At 66.3% G+C, this 15,121-nt stretch carries 26 protein-coding genes and 1 pseudogene; all 27 read left to right on the forward strand.

What is annotated here, in order from left to right; all coding sequences use genetic code 11:
* A pseudogene (locus Q0863_RS10450) lies at positions 1-318 on the forward strand (elongation factor Tu); the annotation flags it as partial.
* A 593-nt stretch (positions 319-911) separates the two neighbouring features.
* Positions 912-1,223 carry a 30S ribosomal protein S10 gene (gene rpsJ / locus Q0863_RS10455; RefSeq protein ID WP_140908250.1) on the forward strand — a complete coding sequence of 104 codons (312 nt, stop codon included), beginning with the start codon at positions 912-914 and terminating at the stop codon, positions 1,221-1,223.
* Positions 1,224-1,234: 11 nt separating this feature from the next.
* Positions 1,235-1,888 carry a 50S ribosomal protein L3 gene (gene rplC, locus Q0863_RS10460; protein ID WP_298577817.1) on the forward strand — a complete coding sequence of 218 codons (654 nt, stop codon included), beginning with the start codon at positions 1,235-1,237 and terminating at the stop codon, positions 1,886-1,888.
* Positions 1,889-1,900: 12 nt separating this feature from the next.
* Entirely contained in the window at positions 1,901-2,506 is a 606-nt protein-coding gene (gene rplD, locus Q0863_RS10465; RefSeq protein ID WP_298577818.1) for a 50S ribosomal protein L4, read from the forward strand.
* A complete protein-coding gene (rplW, locus tag Q0863_RS10470) occupies positions 2,503-2,802 on the forward strand; it encodes a 50S ribosomal protein L23 (RefSeq protein ID WP_298577819.1) in 300 nt (99 codons plus the stop codon). Before rplD ends, rplW begins: the two co-directional genes overlap by 4 nt.
* 10 nt (positions 2,803-2,812) lie before the next feature.
* On the forward strand, positions 2,813-3,640 hold the full coding sequence (gene rplB, locus Q0863_RS10475; protein WP_298577820.1) for a 50S ribosomal protein L2: 828 nt from the start codon (positions 2,813-2,815) through the stop codon (positions 3,638-3,640).
* Positions 3,641-3,646: 6 nt separating this feature from the next.
* Positions 3,647-3,916 (forward strand): 30S ribosomal protein S19, encoded by a 270-nt coding sequence (gene rpsS / locus Q0863_RS10480; RefSeq protein WP_298577821.1) that lies wholly within the window; start codon positions 3,647-3,649, stop codon positions 3,914-3,916.
* Positions 3,917-3,926: 10 nt separating this feature from the next.
* On the forward strand, positions 3,927-4,319 hold the full coding sequence (gene rplV, locus Q0863_RS10485) for a 50S ribosomal protein L22 (RefSeq protein ID WP_298577822.1): 393 nt from the start codon (positions 3,927-3,929) through the stop codon (positions 4,317-4,319).
* A 1-nt stretch (position 4,320) separates the two neighbouring features.
* Positions 4,321-5,061 carry a 30S ribosomal protein S3 gene (gene rpsC / locus Q0863_RS10490; protein WP_298577823.1) on the forward strand — a complete coding sequence of 247 codons (741 nt, stop codon included), beginning with the start codon at positions 4,321-4,323 and terminating at the stop codon, positions 5,059-5,061.
* A gap of 3 nt (positions 5,062-5,064) precedes the next feature.
* A complete protein-coding gene (rplP, locus tag Q0863_RS10495) occupies positions 5,065-5,478 on the forward strand; it encodes a 50S ribosomal protein L16 (protein WP_298577824.1) in 414 nt (137 codons plus the stop codon).
* Positions 5,478-5,666 (forward strand): 50S ribosomal protein L29, encoded by a 189-nt coding sequence (rpmC, locus tag Q0863_RS10500; protein ID WP_298577825.1) that lies wholly within the window; start codon positions 5,478-5,480, stop codon positions 5,664-5,666. Before rplP ends, rpmC begins: the two co-directional genes overlap by 1 nt.
* 11 nt (positions 5,667-5,677) lie before the next feature.
* Positions 5,678-5,941: a 30S ribosomal protein S17 gene (gene rpsQ / locus Q0863_RS10505; protein ID WP_149104209.1), complete on the forward strand. Its 264-nt coding sequence runs from the start codon at positions 5,678-5,680 to the stop codon at positions 5,939-5,941.
* 12 nt (positions 5,942-5,953) lie between these two features.
* Positions 5,954-6,322, forward strand: a complete 369-nt coding sequence (gene rplN, locus Q0863_RS10510; RefSeq protein WP_298577826.1) for a 50S ribosomal protein L14 — start codon at positions 5,954-5,956, stop codon at positions 6,320-6,322.
* A gap of 15 nt (positions 6,323-6,337) precedes the next feature.
* The gene (gene rplX / locus Q0863_RS10515) at positions 6,338-6,649 is read left to right on the forward strand and encodes a 50S ribosomal protein L24 (protein ID WP_298577827.1); all 312 of its coding nucleotides are present in this window, start codon (positions 6,338-6,340) and stop codon (positions 6,647-6,649) included.
* Positions 6,650-6,681: 32 nt separating this feature from the next.
* Positions 6,682-7,224, forward strand: a complete 543-nt coding sequence (gene rplE / locus Q0863_RS10520; protein ID WP_298577828.1) for a 50S ribosomal protein L5 — start codon at positions 6,682-6,684, stop codon at positions 7,222-7,224.
* A gap of 10 nt (positions 7,225-7,234) precedes the next feature.
* On the forward strand, positions 7,235-7,540 hold the full coding sequence (gene rpsN, locus Q0863_RS10525) for a 30S ribosomal protein S14 (protein ID WP_298577829.1): 306 nt from the start codon (positions 7,235-7,237) through the stop codon (positions 7,538-7,540).
* A 208-nt stretch (positions 7,541-7,748) separates the two neighbouring features.
* Complete coding sequence (rpsH, locus tag Q0863_RS10530; RefSeq protein ID WP_298577830.1) at positions 7,749-8,144, forward strand: 30S ribosomal protein S8; 396 nt, start codon at positions 7,749-7,751, stop codon at positions 8,142-8,144.
* A gap of 13 nt (positions 8,145-8,157) precedes the next feature.
* A complete protein-coding gene (gene rplF / locus Q0863_RS10535; RefSeq protein WP_298577831.1) occupies positions 8,158-8,685 on the forward strand; it encodes a 50S ribosomal protein L6 in 528 nt (175 codons plus the stop codon).
* Between the two features lie 60 nt (positions 8,686-8,745).
* Entirely contained in the window at positions 8,746-9,105 is a 360-nt protein-coding gene (rplR, locus tag Q0863_RS10540; RefSeq protein ID WP_298578210.1) for a 50S ribosomal protein L18, read from the forward strand.
* A gap of 258 nt (positions 9,106-9,363) precedes the next feature.
* A complete protein-coding gene (rpsE, locus tag Q0863_RS10545; protein ID WP_298577832.1) occupies positions 9,364-9,903 on the forward strand; it encodes a 30S ribosomal protein S5 in 540 nt (179 codons plus the stop codon).
* Entirely contained in the window at positions 9,896-10,093 is a 198-nt protein-coding gene (rpmD, locus tag Q0863_RS10550; RefSeq protein ID WP_298577833.1) for a 50S ribosomal protein L30, read from the forward strand. Before rpsE ends, rpmD begins: the two co-directional genes overlap by 8 nt.
* Positions 10,094-10,097: 4 nt before the next feature.
* Positions 10,098-10,532 carry a 50S ribosomal protein L15 gene (gene rplO, locus Q0863_RS10555; RefSeq protein WP_298577834.1) on the forward strand — a complete coding sequence of 145 codons (435 nt, stop codon included), beginning with the start codon at positions 10,098-10,100 and terminating at the stop codon, positions 10,530-10,532.
* Between the two features lie 7 nt (positions 10,533-10,539).
* Entirely contained in the window at positions 10,540-11,886 is a 1,347-nt protein-coding gene (gene secY, locus Q0863_RS10560; protein ID WP_298577835.1) for a preprotein translocase subunit SecY, read from the forward strand.
* Between the two features lie 472 nt (positions 11,887-12,358).
* The gene (gene rpsM, locus Q0863_RS10565; protein ID WP_298577836.1) at positions 12,359-12,715 is read left to right on the forward strand and encodes a 30S ribosomal protein S13; all 357 of its coding nucleotides are present in this window, start codon (positions 12,359-12,361) and stop codon (positions 12,713-12,715) included.
* A gap of 12 nt (positions 12,716-12,727) precedes the next feature.
* Positions 12,728-13,117, forward strand: a complete 390-nt coding sequence (rpsK, locus tag Q0863_RS10570; protein WP_280943425.1) for a 30S ribosomal protein S11 — start codon at positions 12,728-12,730, stop codon at positions 13,115-13,117.
* Positions 13,118-13,131: 14 nt separating this feature from the next.
* Positions 13,132-13,767, forward strand: a complete 636-nt coding sequence (gene rpsD, locus Q0863_RS10575; RefSeq protein ID WP_280578315.1) for a 30S ribosomal protein S4 — start codon at positions 13,132-13,134, stop codon at positions 13,765-13,767.
* 152 nt (positions 13,768-13,919) lie between these two features.
* Positions 13,920-14,918 carry a DNA-directed RNA polymerase subunit alpha gene (rpoA, locus tag Q0863_RS10580; protein ID WP_298577837.1) on the forward strand — a complete coding sequence of 333 codons (999 nt, stop codon included), beginning with the start codon at positions 13,920-13,922 and terminating at the stop codon, positions 14,916-14,918.
* Positions 14,919-15,121: the final 203 nt, after the last annotated feature.

Consider the following 15,121-nt stretch of genomic DNA (forward strand, 5'->3'; position numbering starts at 1 on the left):
GGCCAGGTGCTGTGCAAGCCGGGTTCGATCGCGCCGCACACCGAGTTCGAGGCCGAGGTGTACGTGCTGTCGAAGGACGAGGGTGGCCGTCATACCCCGTTCTTCAAGGGTTACCGCCCGCAGTTCTACTTCCGCACGACCGACATCACCGGCGCGGTGACGCTGCCGGAGGGCACCGAGATGGTGATGCCGGGCGACAACGTGAAGATGGTGGTGGCGCTGATCAACCCGATCGCGATGGACGAAGGCCTGCGTTTCGCGATCCGCGAAGGCGGCCGCACCGTTGGCGCCGGCGTGGTGGCGAAGATCATCAAGTGATGTGACACCCCGTGCGCGCGCAAGCGCGCACGGCTGGTGGAAGGTTATCCCCGCGCAGGCGGGAGATGCTTTTCAACAGCCCGACGGGCTGGTCATCCAGGCGCGGCGAGGGATCCCCACCCCCACCGTGCCAGGGAGGCGCAGGGGACCTTCGCTTCCCGTCCGCGCGGACGGGGCCGAAGCCGGGCAGGGCGGCGCAAGCCGCTCCGTCCAGCCTGTTCCGGAAACAAAGATGACGCGAGGACTTGCATCTTCAGCGTGAAGCTTTCATAATGTTCGACTCACCGCAGCCGAGCCTGTCAGGGCGGCGGCGGAACCGCGAAATGAGGGGCAGGACGCGCCTCGTTTTCGCCAGACAGGGATCTTGTCGCGCGGCAGGTGCTTCGCCCGTTCCGGAGCTTTCCGGGACACATAGGCGGGGCGTTTCGTCACGCTTGTGATCCAGGTCTGGGCGGATCGGGAAACCGGTCTGCCCTGCTTTTTGCAGTCACCCAGGTCGCCGGACGCGTCTTGTCCGTCGGCCGGGGCCCCAATACGGGGTCCGGCGCACCCAGCCGCCGGGCCTGTCGCTCTTTCAACGAAGGAATTCCGTCATGGCGGACCAGAAAATCCGGATCCGGCTCAAGGCGTTCGATCACAGGTTGATCGACCGTTCGGCCAGCGAGATCGTCGAAACGGCCAAGCGGACCGGCGCGCAGGTGCGCGGCCCGATCCCGCTGCCGACCAAGATCGAGCGCTACACCGTGCTGACCTCGCCGCACGTCGACAAGGACGCGCGCGACCAGTACGAAACCCGCACGCACAAGCGCGTGCTCGACATCGTCGACCCCAACGACAAGACCGTGGACGCGCTGATGAAGCTCGAGCTCGCGGCTGGCGTCGACGTCCAGATCAAGCTGACCTGAGGCCCCGAATCATGACCGCGAAGATCCATTCGTTGGGCATTGTCGGCCGCAAGGCCGGCATGAGCCGAGTGTTCACCGAGGACGGCAAGTCCGTTCCCGTGACCCTGATCGAAGCTACCCCGAACCGCATCACCCAGGTGAAGACGCTCGAGACCGACGGCTACAGTGCCGTGCAGGTCACCGCCGGCGTCAAGCGCGCCTCGCTGCTGACCAAGCCCGAGGCCGGCCATCTGGCCAAGGCCAAGGTCGAGTCCGGCCGCGGCCTGTGGGAACTGCGCGTGGCCGACGACAAGATCGCCGACTTCCAGGTCGGCGGCGAGATCAAGGCCGACATCTTCGAGGTCGGCCAGCTGGTCGACGTCCAGGGTGTCACCAAGGGCAAGGGCTTCCAGGGCACGATCAAGCGCTGGAACTTCAGCATGGGCGACGCGACGCACGGCAACTCGCTGTCGCATCGTTCGCCGGGTTCGATCGGCCAGCGCCAGACGCCCGGCCGCGTGTTCCCCGGCAAGAAGATGTCCGGCCACATGGGCGCCGACACCCAGACCACGCAGCGCCTGCAGGTGGTGAGGGTCGACGCCGAGCGCGGCCTGATCGCGATCAAGGGCGCCGTCCCCGGCGCTCCGGGTGGCGACGTCATCGTGCGTCCCTCGAGCAAGGCATAAGGAGAGATGACGATGGAACTCGCCATCAACGGTAGCAACGACAAACTGTCCGTCTCCGACGCGATCTTCGGCCGCGAGTTCAGCGGCGACCTGGTCCACCAGGTCGTCGTTGCCTACCGCAACGCCGGTCGCGCCGGAACCAAGGCGCAGAAGACGCGCGCCGAAGTCAACGGCACCACCAAGAAGTCGAAGAAGCAGAAGGGTGGCGGCGCCCGTCACGGCGCCCTGACCGCTCCGATCTTCGTCGGCGGCGGCGTGACCTTCGCGGCCAAGCCGCGCAGCTTCGCGCAGAAGGTCAACCGCAAGCAGTATCGCGCCGCAATGGCCGTGATCCTGTCCGAGCTCAACCGCCAGGGCCGCATCACGGTCGTCGAGTCGTTCGACATCGACGCGCCGAAGACCGCGGGCCTGGTGACCAAGCTCAAGGATTTCGACCTGGGCAAGCGCCCGCTGATCGTCACCGAGGACGCCTCGGAGAACCTGTACCTCTCCGCACGCAACCTGCCCTACGTGCAGGTGCGTGACGTGCAGGGCCTGGACCCGGTCGCGCTGGTCGGTGCCGACAGCGTGCTGGTCACCACCGAAGCGGTGAAGAAGATCGAGGAGTGGCTGGCATGAACGACGCCAAGCTCTATGAAGTGATTCGTGCGCCGCGCGTGTCCGAAAAGACCGCGCGACTGCAGGAAGTGTCCAACCAGTACGCTTTCGAAGTGGCGAAGGATGCGACCAAGGCCGATATCAAGGCCGCGGTCGAGAAGCTCTTCGACGTCAGGGTGCAGGCTGTCAACGTGGTCAACGTGAAGGGCAAGAACAAGTCCTTCCGTCAGCGCCAGGGCAGCCGTGGCAACTGGCGCAAGGCGTATGTGACGCTGGCCGAAGGCCAGTCGATCGACGTGATCAACGCGACGGCCTGAGGAAGCTCCCATGCCATTGATGAAGTTCAAGCCTACGTCCCCCGGCCGCCGCAGCGCGGTCCGCGTGGTGACGCCCGACCTGCACAAGGGAGCTCCGCACGCGGCGCTCGTCGAACCGCAGGGCAAGACCGGTGGTCGCAACCACCACGGCCGCATCACCACCCGTCACATGGGCGGTGGCCACAAGCAGCACTACCGCATCATCGACTTCAAGCGCGACAAGGAAGGCATCCCGGCGCGCGTGGAGCGGATCGAGTACGACCCCAACCGCACCGCGCACATCGCGCTGCTGTGCTACGTGGACGGCGAGCGCCGCTACATCATCGCGCCGAAGGGCCTCAAGGCCGGCGACCAGGTGATCGCGGGCAATGACGCGCCGATCAAGGCCGGCAACACGCTGCCGCTGCGCAACATCCCGGTCGGCTCCACGGTGCACTGCATCGAGATGAAGCCGGGCAAGGGCGCCCAGATCGCCCGTGCCGCCGGCGCCGGTGTGCAGCTGGTCGCCCGCGAAGGCGTCTACGCGCTGATCCGCCTGCGTTCGGGCGAGATGCGCAAGGTGCCGTCCGAGTGCCGCGCCACCATCGGTGAAGTGGGCAACGTCGAGCACAACCTCGAGAAGCTGGGCAAGGCCGGTGCCAAGCGTTGGCGCGGCGTCAAGCCGACCGTCCGCGGTGCGGCGATGAACCCGGTCGACCACCCGCACGGCGGCGGCGAGGCCAAGGCCGGGCAGGGCAACCCGCACCCGGTCACCCCGTGGGGCGTGCCGACCAAGGGCTACAAGACGCGCAAGAACAAGCGCACCCAGCAATTCATCGTGCGCGATCGCAGGAGTTAATCGGCCATGGCACGTTCACTGAAGAAGGGTCCGTTCGTGGACCACCATCTGATCAAGAAGGTGGAAGCGGCGGGCAACACCAAGAAGCCGATCAAGACCTGGTCGCGTCGTTCGATGATCCTGCCGGAGATGGTGGGTTTCACGATCGCCGTCCACAACGGCAAGAACCATATTCCGGTGCTGGTCAACGAGAACATGGTTGGCCACAAGCTCGGCGAATTCGCGTTGACGCGGACCTTCAAGGGTCACGGCGGCGACAAGAAGTCGGGCAGGTAAGGAGCGCACCATGGACAAGGCAACACGAGCCAAGCACGAAGAAGCCAAGCGCGCGCGCGCCGAGGTCAACAAGCGGACCGCCGTGCTGCGCACGGCCCGCATCTCGCCGCAGAAGGCGCGCCTGGTCGCAGACCAGGTCCGCGGCCTGCCGGCCGAGCGCGCGGTGAGCCTGCTCAAGTTCTCGGACAAGAAGGCGGCTGCGCTGATCAAGAAGCTGGTCGAGTCGGCGATCGCCAATGCGGAGAACAACGCAGGCGCCGATATCGACGAGCTGAAGATCGCCACGATCACCGTCGACGAAGGTCCGCTGCTGAAGCGCTTCATGGCGCGCGCCAAGGGCCGCGGCACGCGCATCCTCAAGCGCACCAGCCACATCACCGTCGTCGTGGGAGAGGGCAAGTAATATGGGTCACAAAGTTCATCCCACCGGCATCCGCCTCGGCATCGCCAAGGACTGGAACTCCAAGTGGTATGCCGGCAAGAAGGAATACGCCGGCTACCTGGCGGCCGACCTCAAGGTCCGCGAGATGCTGCGCAAGCGGCTCGCCGCTGCCGGCATCAGCAAGATCCTGATCGAGCGTCCGGCCAAGACCGCGCGCGTGACGATCCACACTGCCCGCCCGGGCGTGGTGATCGGCAAGCGCGGCGAGGACATCGAGAAGCTGCGCAAGGACGTGTCGACGATGATGGGCGTTCCGGCGCACATCAACGTGACCGAAGTGCGCAAGCCCGAGCTCGACGCGCAGCTGGTCGCCGAGTCGATCGCGCAGCAGCTCGAGCGCCGCATCATGTTCCGTCGCGCGATGAAGCGCGCCGTGGGCAATGCGATGCGCCTGGGCGCGTTGGGCATCAAGGTCAACGTCGCCGGCCGCCTCAACGGCGCCGAGATCGCGCGTTCGGAGTGGTATCGCGAAGGTCGCGTGCCGCTGCATACCCTGCGCGCCGACGTCGACTACGGCTTCGCCGAGGCCAAGACGACCTACGGGATCATCGGCATCAAGACCTGGATCTACAAGGGCGAGATCTTCGATTTCAGCCAGGTGGGCCAGGAGAAGCAGGACGATTCGCCGCGTGGCGAGCGTGGCGACCGCGGTGACCGCGAGCGTCCGCGTGGCCCGCGTCGCGACCGCGAGGCGAGGGACTAAGTCATGTTGCAACCCAAGCGAACCAAATACCGCAAGATGCACAAGGGCCGCAACGACGGCCTGGCCTGGAGCGGCAACGCCGTCAGCTTCGGCGAGTACGGCCTCAAGTCCACCGCGACCGGCCAGCTCACCGCGCGCCAGATCGAAGCCGGTCGCCGGTCCATCAGCCGCCACGTCAAGCGCGGCGGCAAGATGTGGATCCGCGTGTTCCCCGACAAGCCGATCACCAAGAAGCCGATCGAAGTCCGCATGGGCTCGGGCAAGGGTGCGGTGGAGTACTGGGTGGCCCAGATCCAGCCCGGCCGCATGATCTACGAGATCGAGGGCGTGAGCGAGGAAGTGGCGCGCGAGGCGTTCCGCCTGGCTGCCGCCAAGCTCTCGGTGACCACCACTTTCGTGACCCGGACGGTGCGCTGATGGCTACGACCAAGGAACTGCGCGGCAAGTCCGCGGACGAACTGCAGGGCCACCTGCTGGAACTGCAGAAGGAACGTTTCGCCCTGCGCATGCAGAAGGCGACCGGCCAGCTGACCAAGACCCATGAGGCTCGCCGAGTGCGTCGCGAGATCGCGCGTGTGAACACGCTGCTGTCGGCGAAGAAGTAAGGCATACGACCATGAACAACAGCGAAAAGAAGCAGAACACGGTCCAGGGCCGGGTGGTCAGCGACAAGATGGACAAGACGGTCACCGTCCTGGTCGAGCGCAACGTCAAGCACGCGCTGTACGGCAAGTACATCCGTCGCTCGACCAAGCTGCACGCCCACGATGCCGACAACGCCGCGAAGGAAGGCGACATCGTCCGCCTCGTGGAAGTGGCCCCGATTTCCAAGACCAAGAACTGGCGCGTGGTCGAGATCGTCGCCCGCGCGGCCGAGTAAAGGACGCTTCCCATGATCCAGATGCAGAGCCACCTCGACGTGGCGGACAACTCCGGTGCCAAGGAAGTGATGTGCATCAAGGTGCTCGGCGGCTCCAAGCGCCGTTACGCCGCGATTGGCGACATCATCAAGGTTTCGGTCAAGGACGCGATCCCGCGTGGCAAGGTCAAGAAGGGCGAGGTCTACGACGCCGTCGTGGTGCGCACCCGCAAGGGCGTGCGTCGCGCGGACGGTTCGCTGATCCGCTTCGACGGCAACGCCGCGGTGTTGCTCAACAACAAGCAGGAGCCGATCGGCACGCGCATCTTCGGGCCAGTGACCCGCGAGCTGCGTACCGAGAAGTTCATGAAGATCGTCTCGCTCGCTCCCGAAGTGCTGTGAGCGGAGGACAGGACAATGGCTAATCGAATCAAGAAGGGCGACCAGGTCATCGTGATCGCCGGCAGGGACAAGGGCAAGACCGGCGACGTGGTGCGCGTGCTCGGCGACAAGGTCGTCGTGTCGAACATCAACATCGTCAAGCGCCACACCAAGCCCAATCCCCAGGCTGGCCAGCCCGGTGGCGTGATCGAGCGCGAGTCGCCGATCCACGTGTCGAACGTGATGCTGTTCAACCCTGCCACCGGCAAGGGCGAGCGCGTCGGTACCAAGGTGCTCGAGGATGGACGGCGGCTGCGCGTGTTCCGCTCGAGTGGCGAGGCGGTCTGAAAAGACCCGCCTGATCCCCAGGAAAGAAGACAATGACGACCCGTCTGGAAAAGTTCTACAAGGATGAAGTGGTGCCGAAGCTGATGGAGCAGTTCGGCTACGACAACATCATGCAGGTCCCGCGCCTGAGCAAGATCACGATCAACATGGGCGTGGGCGAAGCCGCGGCCAACAAGAAGATCCTCGAGAACGCGACCGCCGACATGGCCAAGATCAGCGGCCAGAAGCCGCTGGTGACCAAGTCGCGCGTCTCGGTGGCTTCGTTCAAGATCCGTGACGGCTGGCCGATCGGCTGCAAGGTGACCCTGCGCCGTGCCCGCATGTACGAGTTCCTGGATCGCCTGGTGAACGTGGCGCTGCCGCGCGTGCGCGACTTCCGCGGCGTGTCCGGCCGTTCGTTCGATGGCCGCGGCAACTACAACATGGGCGTGAAGGAGCAGATCATCTTCCCGGAGATCGACTTCGACCAGGTCGACGCAGTGCGCGGCATGGACATCGCCATCACCACCACCGCCAAGACGAACGCGGAAGCCAAGGCGCTGCTCGAAGCCTTCCGCTTCCCGTTCCGCAACTGAGGAAACACACATGGCGAAGACCTCCATGGTCAACCGCGAGGCCAAGCGCGCCAAGCTGGTGAAGAAGCACGCCGCCAAGCGCGCCGAGCTCAAGAAGATCATCTCCAGCCCGACGGCGAGCTACGAGGAGAAGATCGAGGCGGCGACCAGGCTGCAGAAGCTGCCGCGCGACTCGTCGCCGGCGCGGCAGACCACCCGCTGCGCGCTGAGCGGCCGCCCCCGCGGCGTCTACGCGAAGTTCGGCCTGGGCCGCAACATGCTGCGCCAGGCGACGATGCGCGGCGACGTGCCGGGCCTGCGCAAGGCCAGCTGGTAACACGACAGGCCCGCCGCAGGCGGGCAGGCGCCACCGCAGCGGCCGCGCTGCGGGGGATGCGGCAGTCGCGCCCCATTGGGCGCTTCAGTCGTATATAATCGCCGGCTTGCCCGCGAAAGCGGGTAGCCAGACGGACCCGGCGACGCCGGGGACAATCCAGAACAGATTTTCGCGAAAGCGGATATCGGTGCACTCATAAGGAACTCGCATGAGCATGACTGATCCCATCGCCGACATGCTGGTCCGCATCAGGAATGCGGCCGCGGTCGGCAAGCCGACGGTGAAGATGCCGTCCTCCAAGACCAAGGTCGCGATCGCCAATGTGCTCAAGGCCGAAGGCTATATCGGCGACCTGCGCGTAACCGAGAACGGCCCGAAGGCCGACCTTGAGATCGTCCTCAAGTATTTCGAAGGCCGTCCGGTGATCGGGCAGCTCAAGCGCGTGTCGCGCTCGGGCCTGCGCCAGTACCGCGGCAAGGATGAGCTGCCCAAGGTCCTCGGCGGCCTGGGCGTCGCCATCATCTCCACCTCCAAGGGCATCATGACCGATTCGCAGGCGCGCCAGCAGGGCGTCGGCGGAGAAGTCCTGTGCTTCGTGGCCTAAGGGAGTAACGCACATGTCCCGCATCGCCAAGAAGCCGATCGCCCTGCCGAAGGGCGTCGAAGTGAACGCCCAGCCGGGCTCGGTCAGCGTCAAGGGCCCGAAGGGCACGCTGTCGGTCGTCAAGCCGGCAAGCATCGAAGTCCGGATCGAGGACGGCAACGCGCTGCTCTCGGCCAACGACCCCTCGCAGATCGCCCTCACCGGCACGCTGCGCGCGATCGTCGCCAACATGGTGCACGGCGTCTCCCAGGGTTTCGAGCGCAAGCTCGAGCTGGTCGGCGTCGGCTACCGCGCCGCGGTCCAGGGCAAGGACCTGAACCTGTCGCTGGGCTTCTCGCACCCGGTTGTGTTCCAGGCGCCGGAAGGCATCACGATCACCACGCCGACGCAGACCGAGATACTGGTCGCCGGCGCGGACAAGCAGCTGGTCGGCGAAGTTGCCGCCAAGATCCGCGGATTCCGTCCGCCGGAGCCCTACAAGGGCAAGGGCGTGAAGTACTCCGACGAAGTCATCATCCGCAAGGAAGCCAAGAAGGCGTAATGCGGCTCGCCGGCCTCCGCGCCGGTGTCCCGCCAGCCGATCCGCTTCCCGCCACAGAGCATATCCATGGACAAGAAAATCGCCCGCCTGCGCCGCGCCAAGTCCACGCGCGCGCACATTCGCGAACTCGGCGTGCCGCGCCTGTCGGTGCTGCGCACCGGCCAGCACGTCTACGCCCAGGTGTTCAGCGCCGACGGCTCGAAGGTGCTGGCCGCGGCCAGCACCACCCAGGCCGACGTGCGCGACGGCCTGAAGAACGGCAAGAACGCCGATGCCGCCGCCAAGGTCGGCCGCGCTATCGCCGAGAAGGCCAAGGCAGCCGGTGTCGAGAAGGTCGCGTTCGACCGTTCCGGCTACCGCTACCACGGCCGCATCAAGGCGCTGGCCGACGCCGCCCGCGAGGGTGGCCTGCAGTTCTGATGCACGGGCGGGGCAGGGTTGCCCCGCTTGAAGAACCAGGTCATGGCTGCCATTCGTGGCGGAACGCTGCCGGAACCGGCAGCGACTCCATCCGGCCATGGCCGGGCGTTCGCCAGGGTGGCGCGTCCTGACTCACCCCGCCGGTGCAGGTTGCACCGGACGCTCCGCGGCTTCTGTCCGACGGATGCGGTCCACCGCTCCAGACCACAACCATAAGCGGCCAAGCCGCAAATTCCCTTTCGAACAAGAGACATGGCAATGGCAGAACAACGTGAATCCCGCGGGCGCGACCGCAACCGCGATCGCGAAGAAGTCGATGACGGCATGATCGAGAAGCTGGTCGCGGTCAACCGCGTCAGCAAGACGGTCAAGGGCGGTCGCCAGTTCACCTTCACCGCGCTGACGGTGGTGGGCGACGGCAACGGCAAGGTCGGTTTCGGTTACGGCAAGGCGCGCGAAGTGCCGGTCGCGATCCAGAAGTCGATGGAGTACGCACGCAAGAACATGAACAGCGTCGACCTCAACGGTGGCACGCTGTTCCACACGGTCAAGTCCGGCCACGGCGCGGCCCGCGTGTTCATGCAGCCGGCTTCCGAGGGTACCGGCGTGATCGCCGGCGGCGCGATGCGCGCCGTGCTCGAGGCGGTGGGCGTGAAGGACGTGCTGGCCAAGGCCACCGGTTCGCGCAATCCGATCAACCTCGTCCGCGCCACCGTCAAGGGGCTGTCGGAAATGCAGTCGCCGACCCGCATCGCGGCCAAGCGCGGCAAGAAGGTGGAGGAGATCCTCAATGGCTAAGAACGAAGCCACCGGCGGCACCGTCAAGGTGCGCCTGGTCAAGGGCCTGCGCGGCTCGCAGGCGAAGCATCGCCTGTCGGTGCGTGCGCTCGGCCTGAACAAGCTCAACGACGTCCGCGAACTGAAGGACAGCCCGCAGGTCCGTGGCCTGATCAACAAGGTCCACTACCTGGTCCGGGTGGAGGAGTAATCATATGAAGCTCAATACGCTCAAGCCTGCCGACGGCGCCCGCAAGGAGCGCACCCGCGTCGGTCGCGGCATCGGTTCCGGCCTCGGCAAGACCGCCGGCCGCGGCCACAAGGGTTCGTTCGCACGTTCCGGCAAGGGCAAGATCAAGGCCGGCTTCGAAGGCGGCCAGATGCCCATGCACATGCGCCTGCCGAAGGTCGGTTTCCGCTCCAAGCTGAAGGCCGACACCGCGGAAGTGTTCCTGTACCAGCTCGACAAGCTCGACGGCGACATCGATTTCGCCGCCCTGCGCGCCGCCAAGCTGGTGCCGAGCACCGCGAAGAAGGCGAAGATCGTCAAGAAGGGCGAGATCTCGAAGAAGCTCGTGCTGAAGGGCCTGCTGGCAACGGCGGGCGCCCGCGCGGCCATCGAGGCCGCCGGCGGCAAGATCGAGGAGTAAGCAGGGCATGGCGCGAAGCGCGGGAGCGATGTCGGGTCTGGCCGGCGCGGGCAAGTTCACCGAACTGCGCCAGCGCCTGCTGTTCGTGCTCGGTGCGCTGATCGTCTACCGGGTCGGCTGCTTCATCCCGGTCCCGGGTGTGAACCCGGACGCGATGCTGCAGCTGATGGAGCGCCAGGAAGGCACCATCGTGGACATGTTCAACATGTTCTCCGGTGGTGCCCTGGAGCGTTTCAGCCTGTTCGCGCTGAACGTGATCCCGTACATCTCGGCCTCGATCGTCATGCAGCTCATGGTGCAGATCCTGCCGAGCCTGAAGGCGATCCAGAAGGAAGGCGAGTCCGGTCGCCGCCGGATCACCCAGTGGTCGCGCATCGGCGCGATCCCGCTGGCGATCTTCCAGTCGGCCGGTATCGCGATCGCGCTGCAGAGCCAGGGCGCCGGCACCGGCATCCCGGTCGTGTATGCGCCGGGCCCGGGCTTCGTGATGACCGCGATCGTGGCACTCACCGCCGGCACCATGTTCCTGGTGTGGCTGGGCGAGCAGGTCACCGAGCGCGGCATCGGCAACGGCGTGTCGCTGATCATCTTCGCCGGCATCGTCGCGGGCCTGCCCTCGGCGGTGATCGGCACGATCGAGGCGGCCCGCAACGGCGACATCAGCCCGATCGCGGTGATCATGATCGCGGTGATCGTGGCGGTGTTCACCTACTTCGTGGTGTTCGTCGAGCGTGGCCAGCGCCGGATCACGGTCAACTACGCGCGCCGCCAGGGTGGCCGCAACGCGTACATGAACCAGACCTCGTTCCTGCCGCTCAAGCTCAACATGGCGGGCGTGATCCCGGCGATCTTCGCCTCGTCGATCATCATGTTCCCGGCCACGGCCACCACCTGGTTCGGCCAGGCAGGGTCGACCCAGTGGCTGCAGCGGGTCGCGCAGGCGCTCTCGCCGGGCGAGCCGCTGTACATCCTGCTGTACGCGGGGCTGATCGCAGGATTCGCGTTCTTCTACACCGCGCTGGTGTTCAACTCGCAGGAAACGGCCGACAACCTGAAGAAGTCGGGCGCGCTGGTGCCGGGCATCCGCCCCGGCAAGGCCACCGCCGAGTATATCGACGGGGTGCTGACCCGGCTCACCGCCGCCGGCGCCGCGTACCTGGTGCTGGTGTGCCTGCTGCCGGAGTTCATGCGCGCCGAGCTCAACGTCTCGTTCTACTTCGGCGGCACCTCGCTGCTGATCGTGGTGGTCGTGGTGATGGACTTCATCGCCCAGATCCAGGCCCACCTGATGTCGCACCAGTACGAAAGCCTGCTCAAGAAGTCGAACCTCAAGGGCGGAGCGAGGACACGCTAAGCGCGGGTGGGCCGGGGCGCGCTTTGCGCGGCACTGCCGCGCTGACCCGGTGAACGCCCGGCCATGGATGGTCGGGCCGGACGATCCGAAGCCGACATGGCCCCGCCATGGATGGCAGGGGAGTCCAAGCCGAAGCGGCGCCCAGGCGCCGCGAGGTCGAGGCCAGGAAGGCAAGAATTCACGCCGGCGCGGAGCCTAGCCTCCCCCGGCACGATGGGCGACCCCTGCGGCAGTCCCGCGCGGGGGTGGATCCAGGCCGTTCGCGCACCAGAGTAGTGCGCGGGGCCGGACGGGGGGTTACCCCGGCCGGCCAGCCAGGATCCATCGCCGGAGCATGGGCACACTCCCCATGCCGGGTCGGCGGCGCTGCGGCGCCGTCGGCTTCCAAGCAACCCGGGACCCTGTTAGAATTTCGTGTTCACTCCGCCGGGGACTCCCGTTTCCGGCCGACCAACCAGTTGGAGATCCGCGCATGGCGCGTATTGCAGGTGTCAACCTGCCTGCCCAGAAGCACGTCTGGGTTGGGCTGCAAAGCATCTACGGCCTCGGCCGTACCCGTTCCAAGCTCGTCTGCGAAGCCGCCGGCGTGGCTTCGAACACCAAGATCCGCGACCTGTCGGAGCCGGAAGTCGAGCGCCTGCGCGCCGAAGTCGGCAAGTACGTGGTCGAGGGCGACCTGCGCCGCGAGATCGGCATGGCGATCAAGCGCCTGATGGATCTGGCCTGCTACCGCGGCCTGCGCCACCGTCGCGGCCTGCCGCTGCGCGGCCAGCGCACCCGGACCAATGCCCGTACCCGCAAGGGTCCGCGCAAGGCCATCAGGAAATAAGGAAACAGACTCATGGCCAAGCCAGCTGCCAAGCAGAAGAAGAAGATCAAGCGCGTCGTCACCGACGGCATCGCGCACGTCCACGCTTCGTTCAACAACACCATCATCACGATCACCGACCGCCAGGGCAACGCGCTCTCGTGGGCGACCTCGGGTGGCGCGGGTTTCCGCGGCTCGCGCAAGTCGACCCCGTTCGCAGCCCAGGTCGCCGCCGAGAAGGCGGGCAAGGATGCGCTGGACTACGGCGTGAAGTCGCTGGAAGTCCGCATCAAGGGCCCGGGTCCGGGTCGTGAGTCGGCCGTGCGTTCGTTGAACAACGTGGGCTACAAGATCACCAACATCATCGACGTGACGCCGATCCCGCACAACGGGTGCCGTCCGCCGAAGAAGCGTCGCGTCTAAGGGAGCGATAAGAAATGGCTCGTTACATCGGTCCCACCTGCAAGCTCGCGCGCCGCGAAGGCGCCGACCTTTCGCTCAAGTCCCCGACCCGTGCGCTCGACTCCAAGTGCAAGCTGGAGCAGAAGCCCGGCCAGCACGGCGCCGGCACCGGCGCGCGTCGCAGCAAGCTCTCCGATTACGCCCTGCAGCTTCGCGAGAAGCAGAAGGTCAAGCGTATCTACGGCCTGCTGGAGCGCCAGTTCCGCAACTACTACAAGAAGGCCTCGAACAAGAAGGGCAACACGGGTGAGAACCTGCTGCAGCTCCTCGAGACGCGGCTGGACAATGTCGTGTACCGCATGGGCTTCGCGGTGACCCGTCCTTCGGCGCGCCAGCTGGTCTCGCACCGCGGCGTCACGGTCAACGGCAAGCCCGTCAACCTGCCGTCCTACCAGGTCAAGGCCGGCGATGCGATCGCCCTGTCCGAGAAGGCGCAGAAGCAGATGCGCGTCCAGGAAGCGCTGAACGTCTCGTCGAGCATGGACCTGTCGCCTTCGTGGGTCGAAGTCGACCAGAAGAAGTTCAGCGGCGTGTTCAAGGCGGTCCCCGACCGTGGCGACCTGCCGGCGGACATCAACGAAGCGCTGATCGTCGAGCTGTACTCGAAGTAAGGACTGGCGGCGGGTCATCCCGCGGCACCAGCAACAACTCCCCCGGCCCGTGCCCGCGCACGGGCCACCCCTTTGGCAGCAAGCAAAGGGGCTCCAAACGTCCAGGGCCGCGCATCGACGGATGCTGTGGCCCTGCAGGAGACGCTACGAATATGACTGTTACCGCCAACCAGGTCCTGCGCCCCCGTGGTCCCCAGATCGAACGCCTCGCCGGCAACCGTGCGAAGGTCGTGATCGAGCCCCTCGAGCGCGGCTATGGCCACACCCTGGGCAACGCGCTGCGCCGCGTGCTGCTGTCCTCGATCCCGGGCTTCGCGATCACCGAGGTCGAGATCGACGGCGTGCTGCACGAATACAGCACGATCGAAGGCCTGCAGGAGGACGTGCTCGAAGTCCTGCTCAACCTCAAGGACGTCGCGATCCGCATGGGCACCGGCGAAAGCTCGACGCTGACGCTGAGCAAGTCCGGCCCGGGCGTCGTCACCGCTGCCGACATCAAGACCGACCACAACGTCGAGATCCTCAATACCGACCACGTGATCGCGCACCTGACCAAGGACACCCAGCTCAACATCCGCCTGAAGATCGAGCGCGGTTTCGGCTACCAGCCGGCCACCGCCCGTCGCCGTCCGGACGAAGAGACCCGTGCGATCGGCCGTCTGATGCTGGACGCGTCGTTCTCGCCGGTCCGCCGGGTGGCCTATGAAGTCGAGGCCGCCCGCGTCGAACAGCGTACCGACCTGGACAAGCTGGTCCTGGACATCGAGACCAACGGCACGATCGACGCCGAGGAAGCCGTGCGCACCGCCGCCGACATCCTCACCGACCAGCTGTCGGTGTTCGGCGACTTCACCCACCGCGACCGCGGCGGCCAGAAGGCGGCCACGCCGGGCGTGGATCCGATCCTGCTGCGTCCGATCGACGATCTGGAGCTGACCGTGCGTTCGGCCAACTGCCTCAAGGCCGAGAGCATCTACTACATCGGCGACCTGATCCAGAAGACCGAAGTCGAGCTGCTCAAGACCCCGAACCTGGGCAAGAAGTCGCTCACCGAGATCAAGGAAGTGCTGGCCCAGCGTGGCCTGTCGCTCGGCATGAAGCTCGAGAACTGGCCGCCGGCCGGCGTCTCGGCCCACGGCATGCTTGGGTGAGCACCCCGCGCCCAGCCGATGCCCTCAGGCATCGGCTGCGGGGTGTGAACGCCCGGCGCGCTGCGCCGGGCCGGGGGTGCAAACGCGGCGTAAGCCGCGGCTTCCTCTGATAGTCGCGATTCGCAGTACCCGCCGACGGGCCGAAGCCCGCGGCACGACCGGCGAAGGATGCCGGCAAGGACCATCCGCAGTCCGCATACAAC

Source organism: uncultured Luteimonas sp. (assembly GCF_947492465.1).
Lineage (GTDB): Bacteria > Pseudomonadota > Gammaproteobacteria > Xanthomonadales > Xanthomonadaceae > Luteimonas.

Excerpts from the sequence above, each read along its gene's own strand:
- rpsM (WP_298577836.1), top strand. The coding sequence starts at position 12,359 with ATGGCGCGTATTGCAGGTGTCAACCTGCCTGCCCAGAAGCACGTCTGG.
- rplF (WP_298577831.1), top strand. The coding sequence starts at position 8,158 with ATGTCCCGCATCGCCAAGAAGCCGATCGCCCTGCCGAAGGGCGTCGAA.
- rpoA (WP_298577837.1), top strand. The coding sequence starts at position 13,920 with ATGACTGTTACCGCCAACCAGGTCCTGCGCCCCCGTGGTCCCCAGATC.
- rpsS (WP_298577821.1), top strand. The coding sequence starts at position 3,647 with ATGGCACGTTCACTGAAGAAGGGTCCGTTCGTGGACCACCATCTGATC.
- rplC (WP_298577817.1), top strand. The coding sequence starts at position 1,235 with ATGACCGCGAAGATCCATTCGTTGGGCATTGTCGGCCGCAAGGCCGGC.
- rpsN (WP_298577829.1), top strand. The coding sequence starts at position 7,235 with ATGGCGAAGACCTCCATGGTCAACCGCGAGGCCAAGCGCGCCAAGCTG.
- rpsK (WP_280943425.1), top strand. The coding sequence starts at position 12,728 with ATGGCCAAGCCAGCTGCCAAGCAGAAGAAGAAGATCAAGCGCGTCGTC.
- rplP (WP_298577824.1), top strand. The coding sequence starts at position 5,065 with ATGTTGCAACCCAAGCGAACCAAATACCGCAAGATGCACAAGGGCCGC.
- rplD (WP_298577818.1), top strand. The coding sequence starts at position 1,901 with ATGGAACTCGCCATCAACGGTAGCAACGACAAACTGTCCGTCTCCGAC.
- rpsD (WP_280578315.1), top strand. The coding sequence starts at position 13,132 with ATGGCTCGTTACATCGGTCCCACCTGCAAGCTCGCGCGCCGCGAAGGC.
- rpsJ (WP_140908250.1), top strand. The coding sequence starts at position 912 with ATGGCGGACCAGAAAATCCGGATCCGGCTCAAGGCGTTCGATCACAGG.
- rplB (WP_298577820.1), top strand. The coding sequence starts at position 2,813 with ATGCCATTGATGAAGTTCAAGCCTACGTCCCCCGGCCGCCGCAGCGCG.
- rpsQ (WP_149104209.1), top strand. The coding sequence starts at position 5,678 with ATGAACAACAGCGAAAAGAAGCAGAACACGGTCCAGGGCCGGGTGGTC.
- rpsH (WP_298577830.1), top strand. The coding sequence starts at position 7,749 with ATGAGCATGACTGATCCCATCGCCGACATGCTGGTCCGCATCAGGAAT.
- rplN (WP_298577826.1), top strand. The coding sequence starts at position 5,954 with ATGATCCAGATGCAGAGCCACCTCGACGTGGCGGACAACTCCGGTGCC.
- rplX (WP_298577827.1), top strand. The coding sequence starts at position 6,338 with ATGGCTAATCGAATCAAGAAGGGCGACCAGGTCATCGTGATCGCCGGC.
- rplE (WP_298577828.1), top strand. The coding sequence starts at position 6,682 with ATGACGACCCGTCTGGAAAAGTTCTACAAGGATGAAGTGGTGCCGAAG.
- rplO (WP_298577834.1), top strand. The coding sequence starts at position 10,098 with ATGAAGCTCAATACGCTCAAGCCTGCCGACGGCGCCCGCAAGGAGCGC.
- rpmD (WP_298577833.1), top strand. The coding sequence starts at position 9,896 with ATGGCTAAGAACGAAGCCACCGGCGGCACCGTCAAGGTGCGCCTGGTC.
- rpsC (WP_298577823.1), top strand. The coding sequence starts at position 4,321 with ATGGGTCACAAAGTTCATCCCACCGGCATCCGCCTCGGCATCGCCAAG.
- rplW (WP_298577819.1), top strand. The coding sequence starts at position 2,503 with ATGAACGACGCCAAGCTCTATGAAGTGATTCGTGCGCCGCGCGTGTCC.
- secY (WP_298577835.1), top strand. The coding sequence starts at position 10,540 with ATGGCGCGAAGCGCGGGAGCGATGTCGGGTCTGGCCGGCGCGGGCAAG.
- rpsE (WP_298577832.1), top strand. The coding sequence starts at position 9,364 with ATGGCAGAACAACGTGAATCCCGCGGGCGCGACCGCAACCGCGATCGC.
- rplV (WP_298577822.1), top strand. The coding sequence starts at position 3,927 with ATGGACAAGGCAACACGAGCCAAGCACGAAGAAGCCAAGCGCGCGCGC.
- rpmC (WP_298577825.1), top strand. The coding sequence starts at position 5,478 with ATGGCTACGACCAAGGAACTGCGCGGCAAGTCCGCGGACGAACTGCAG.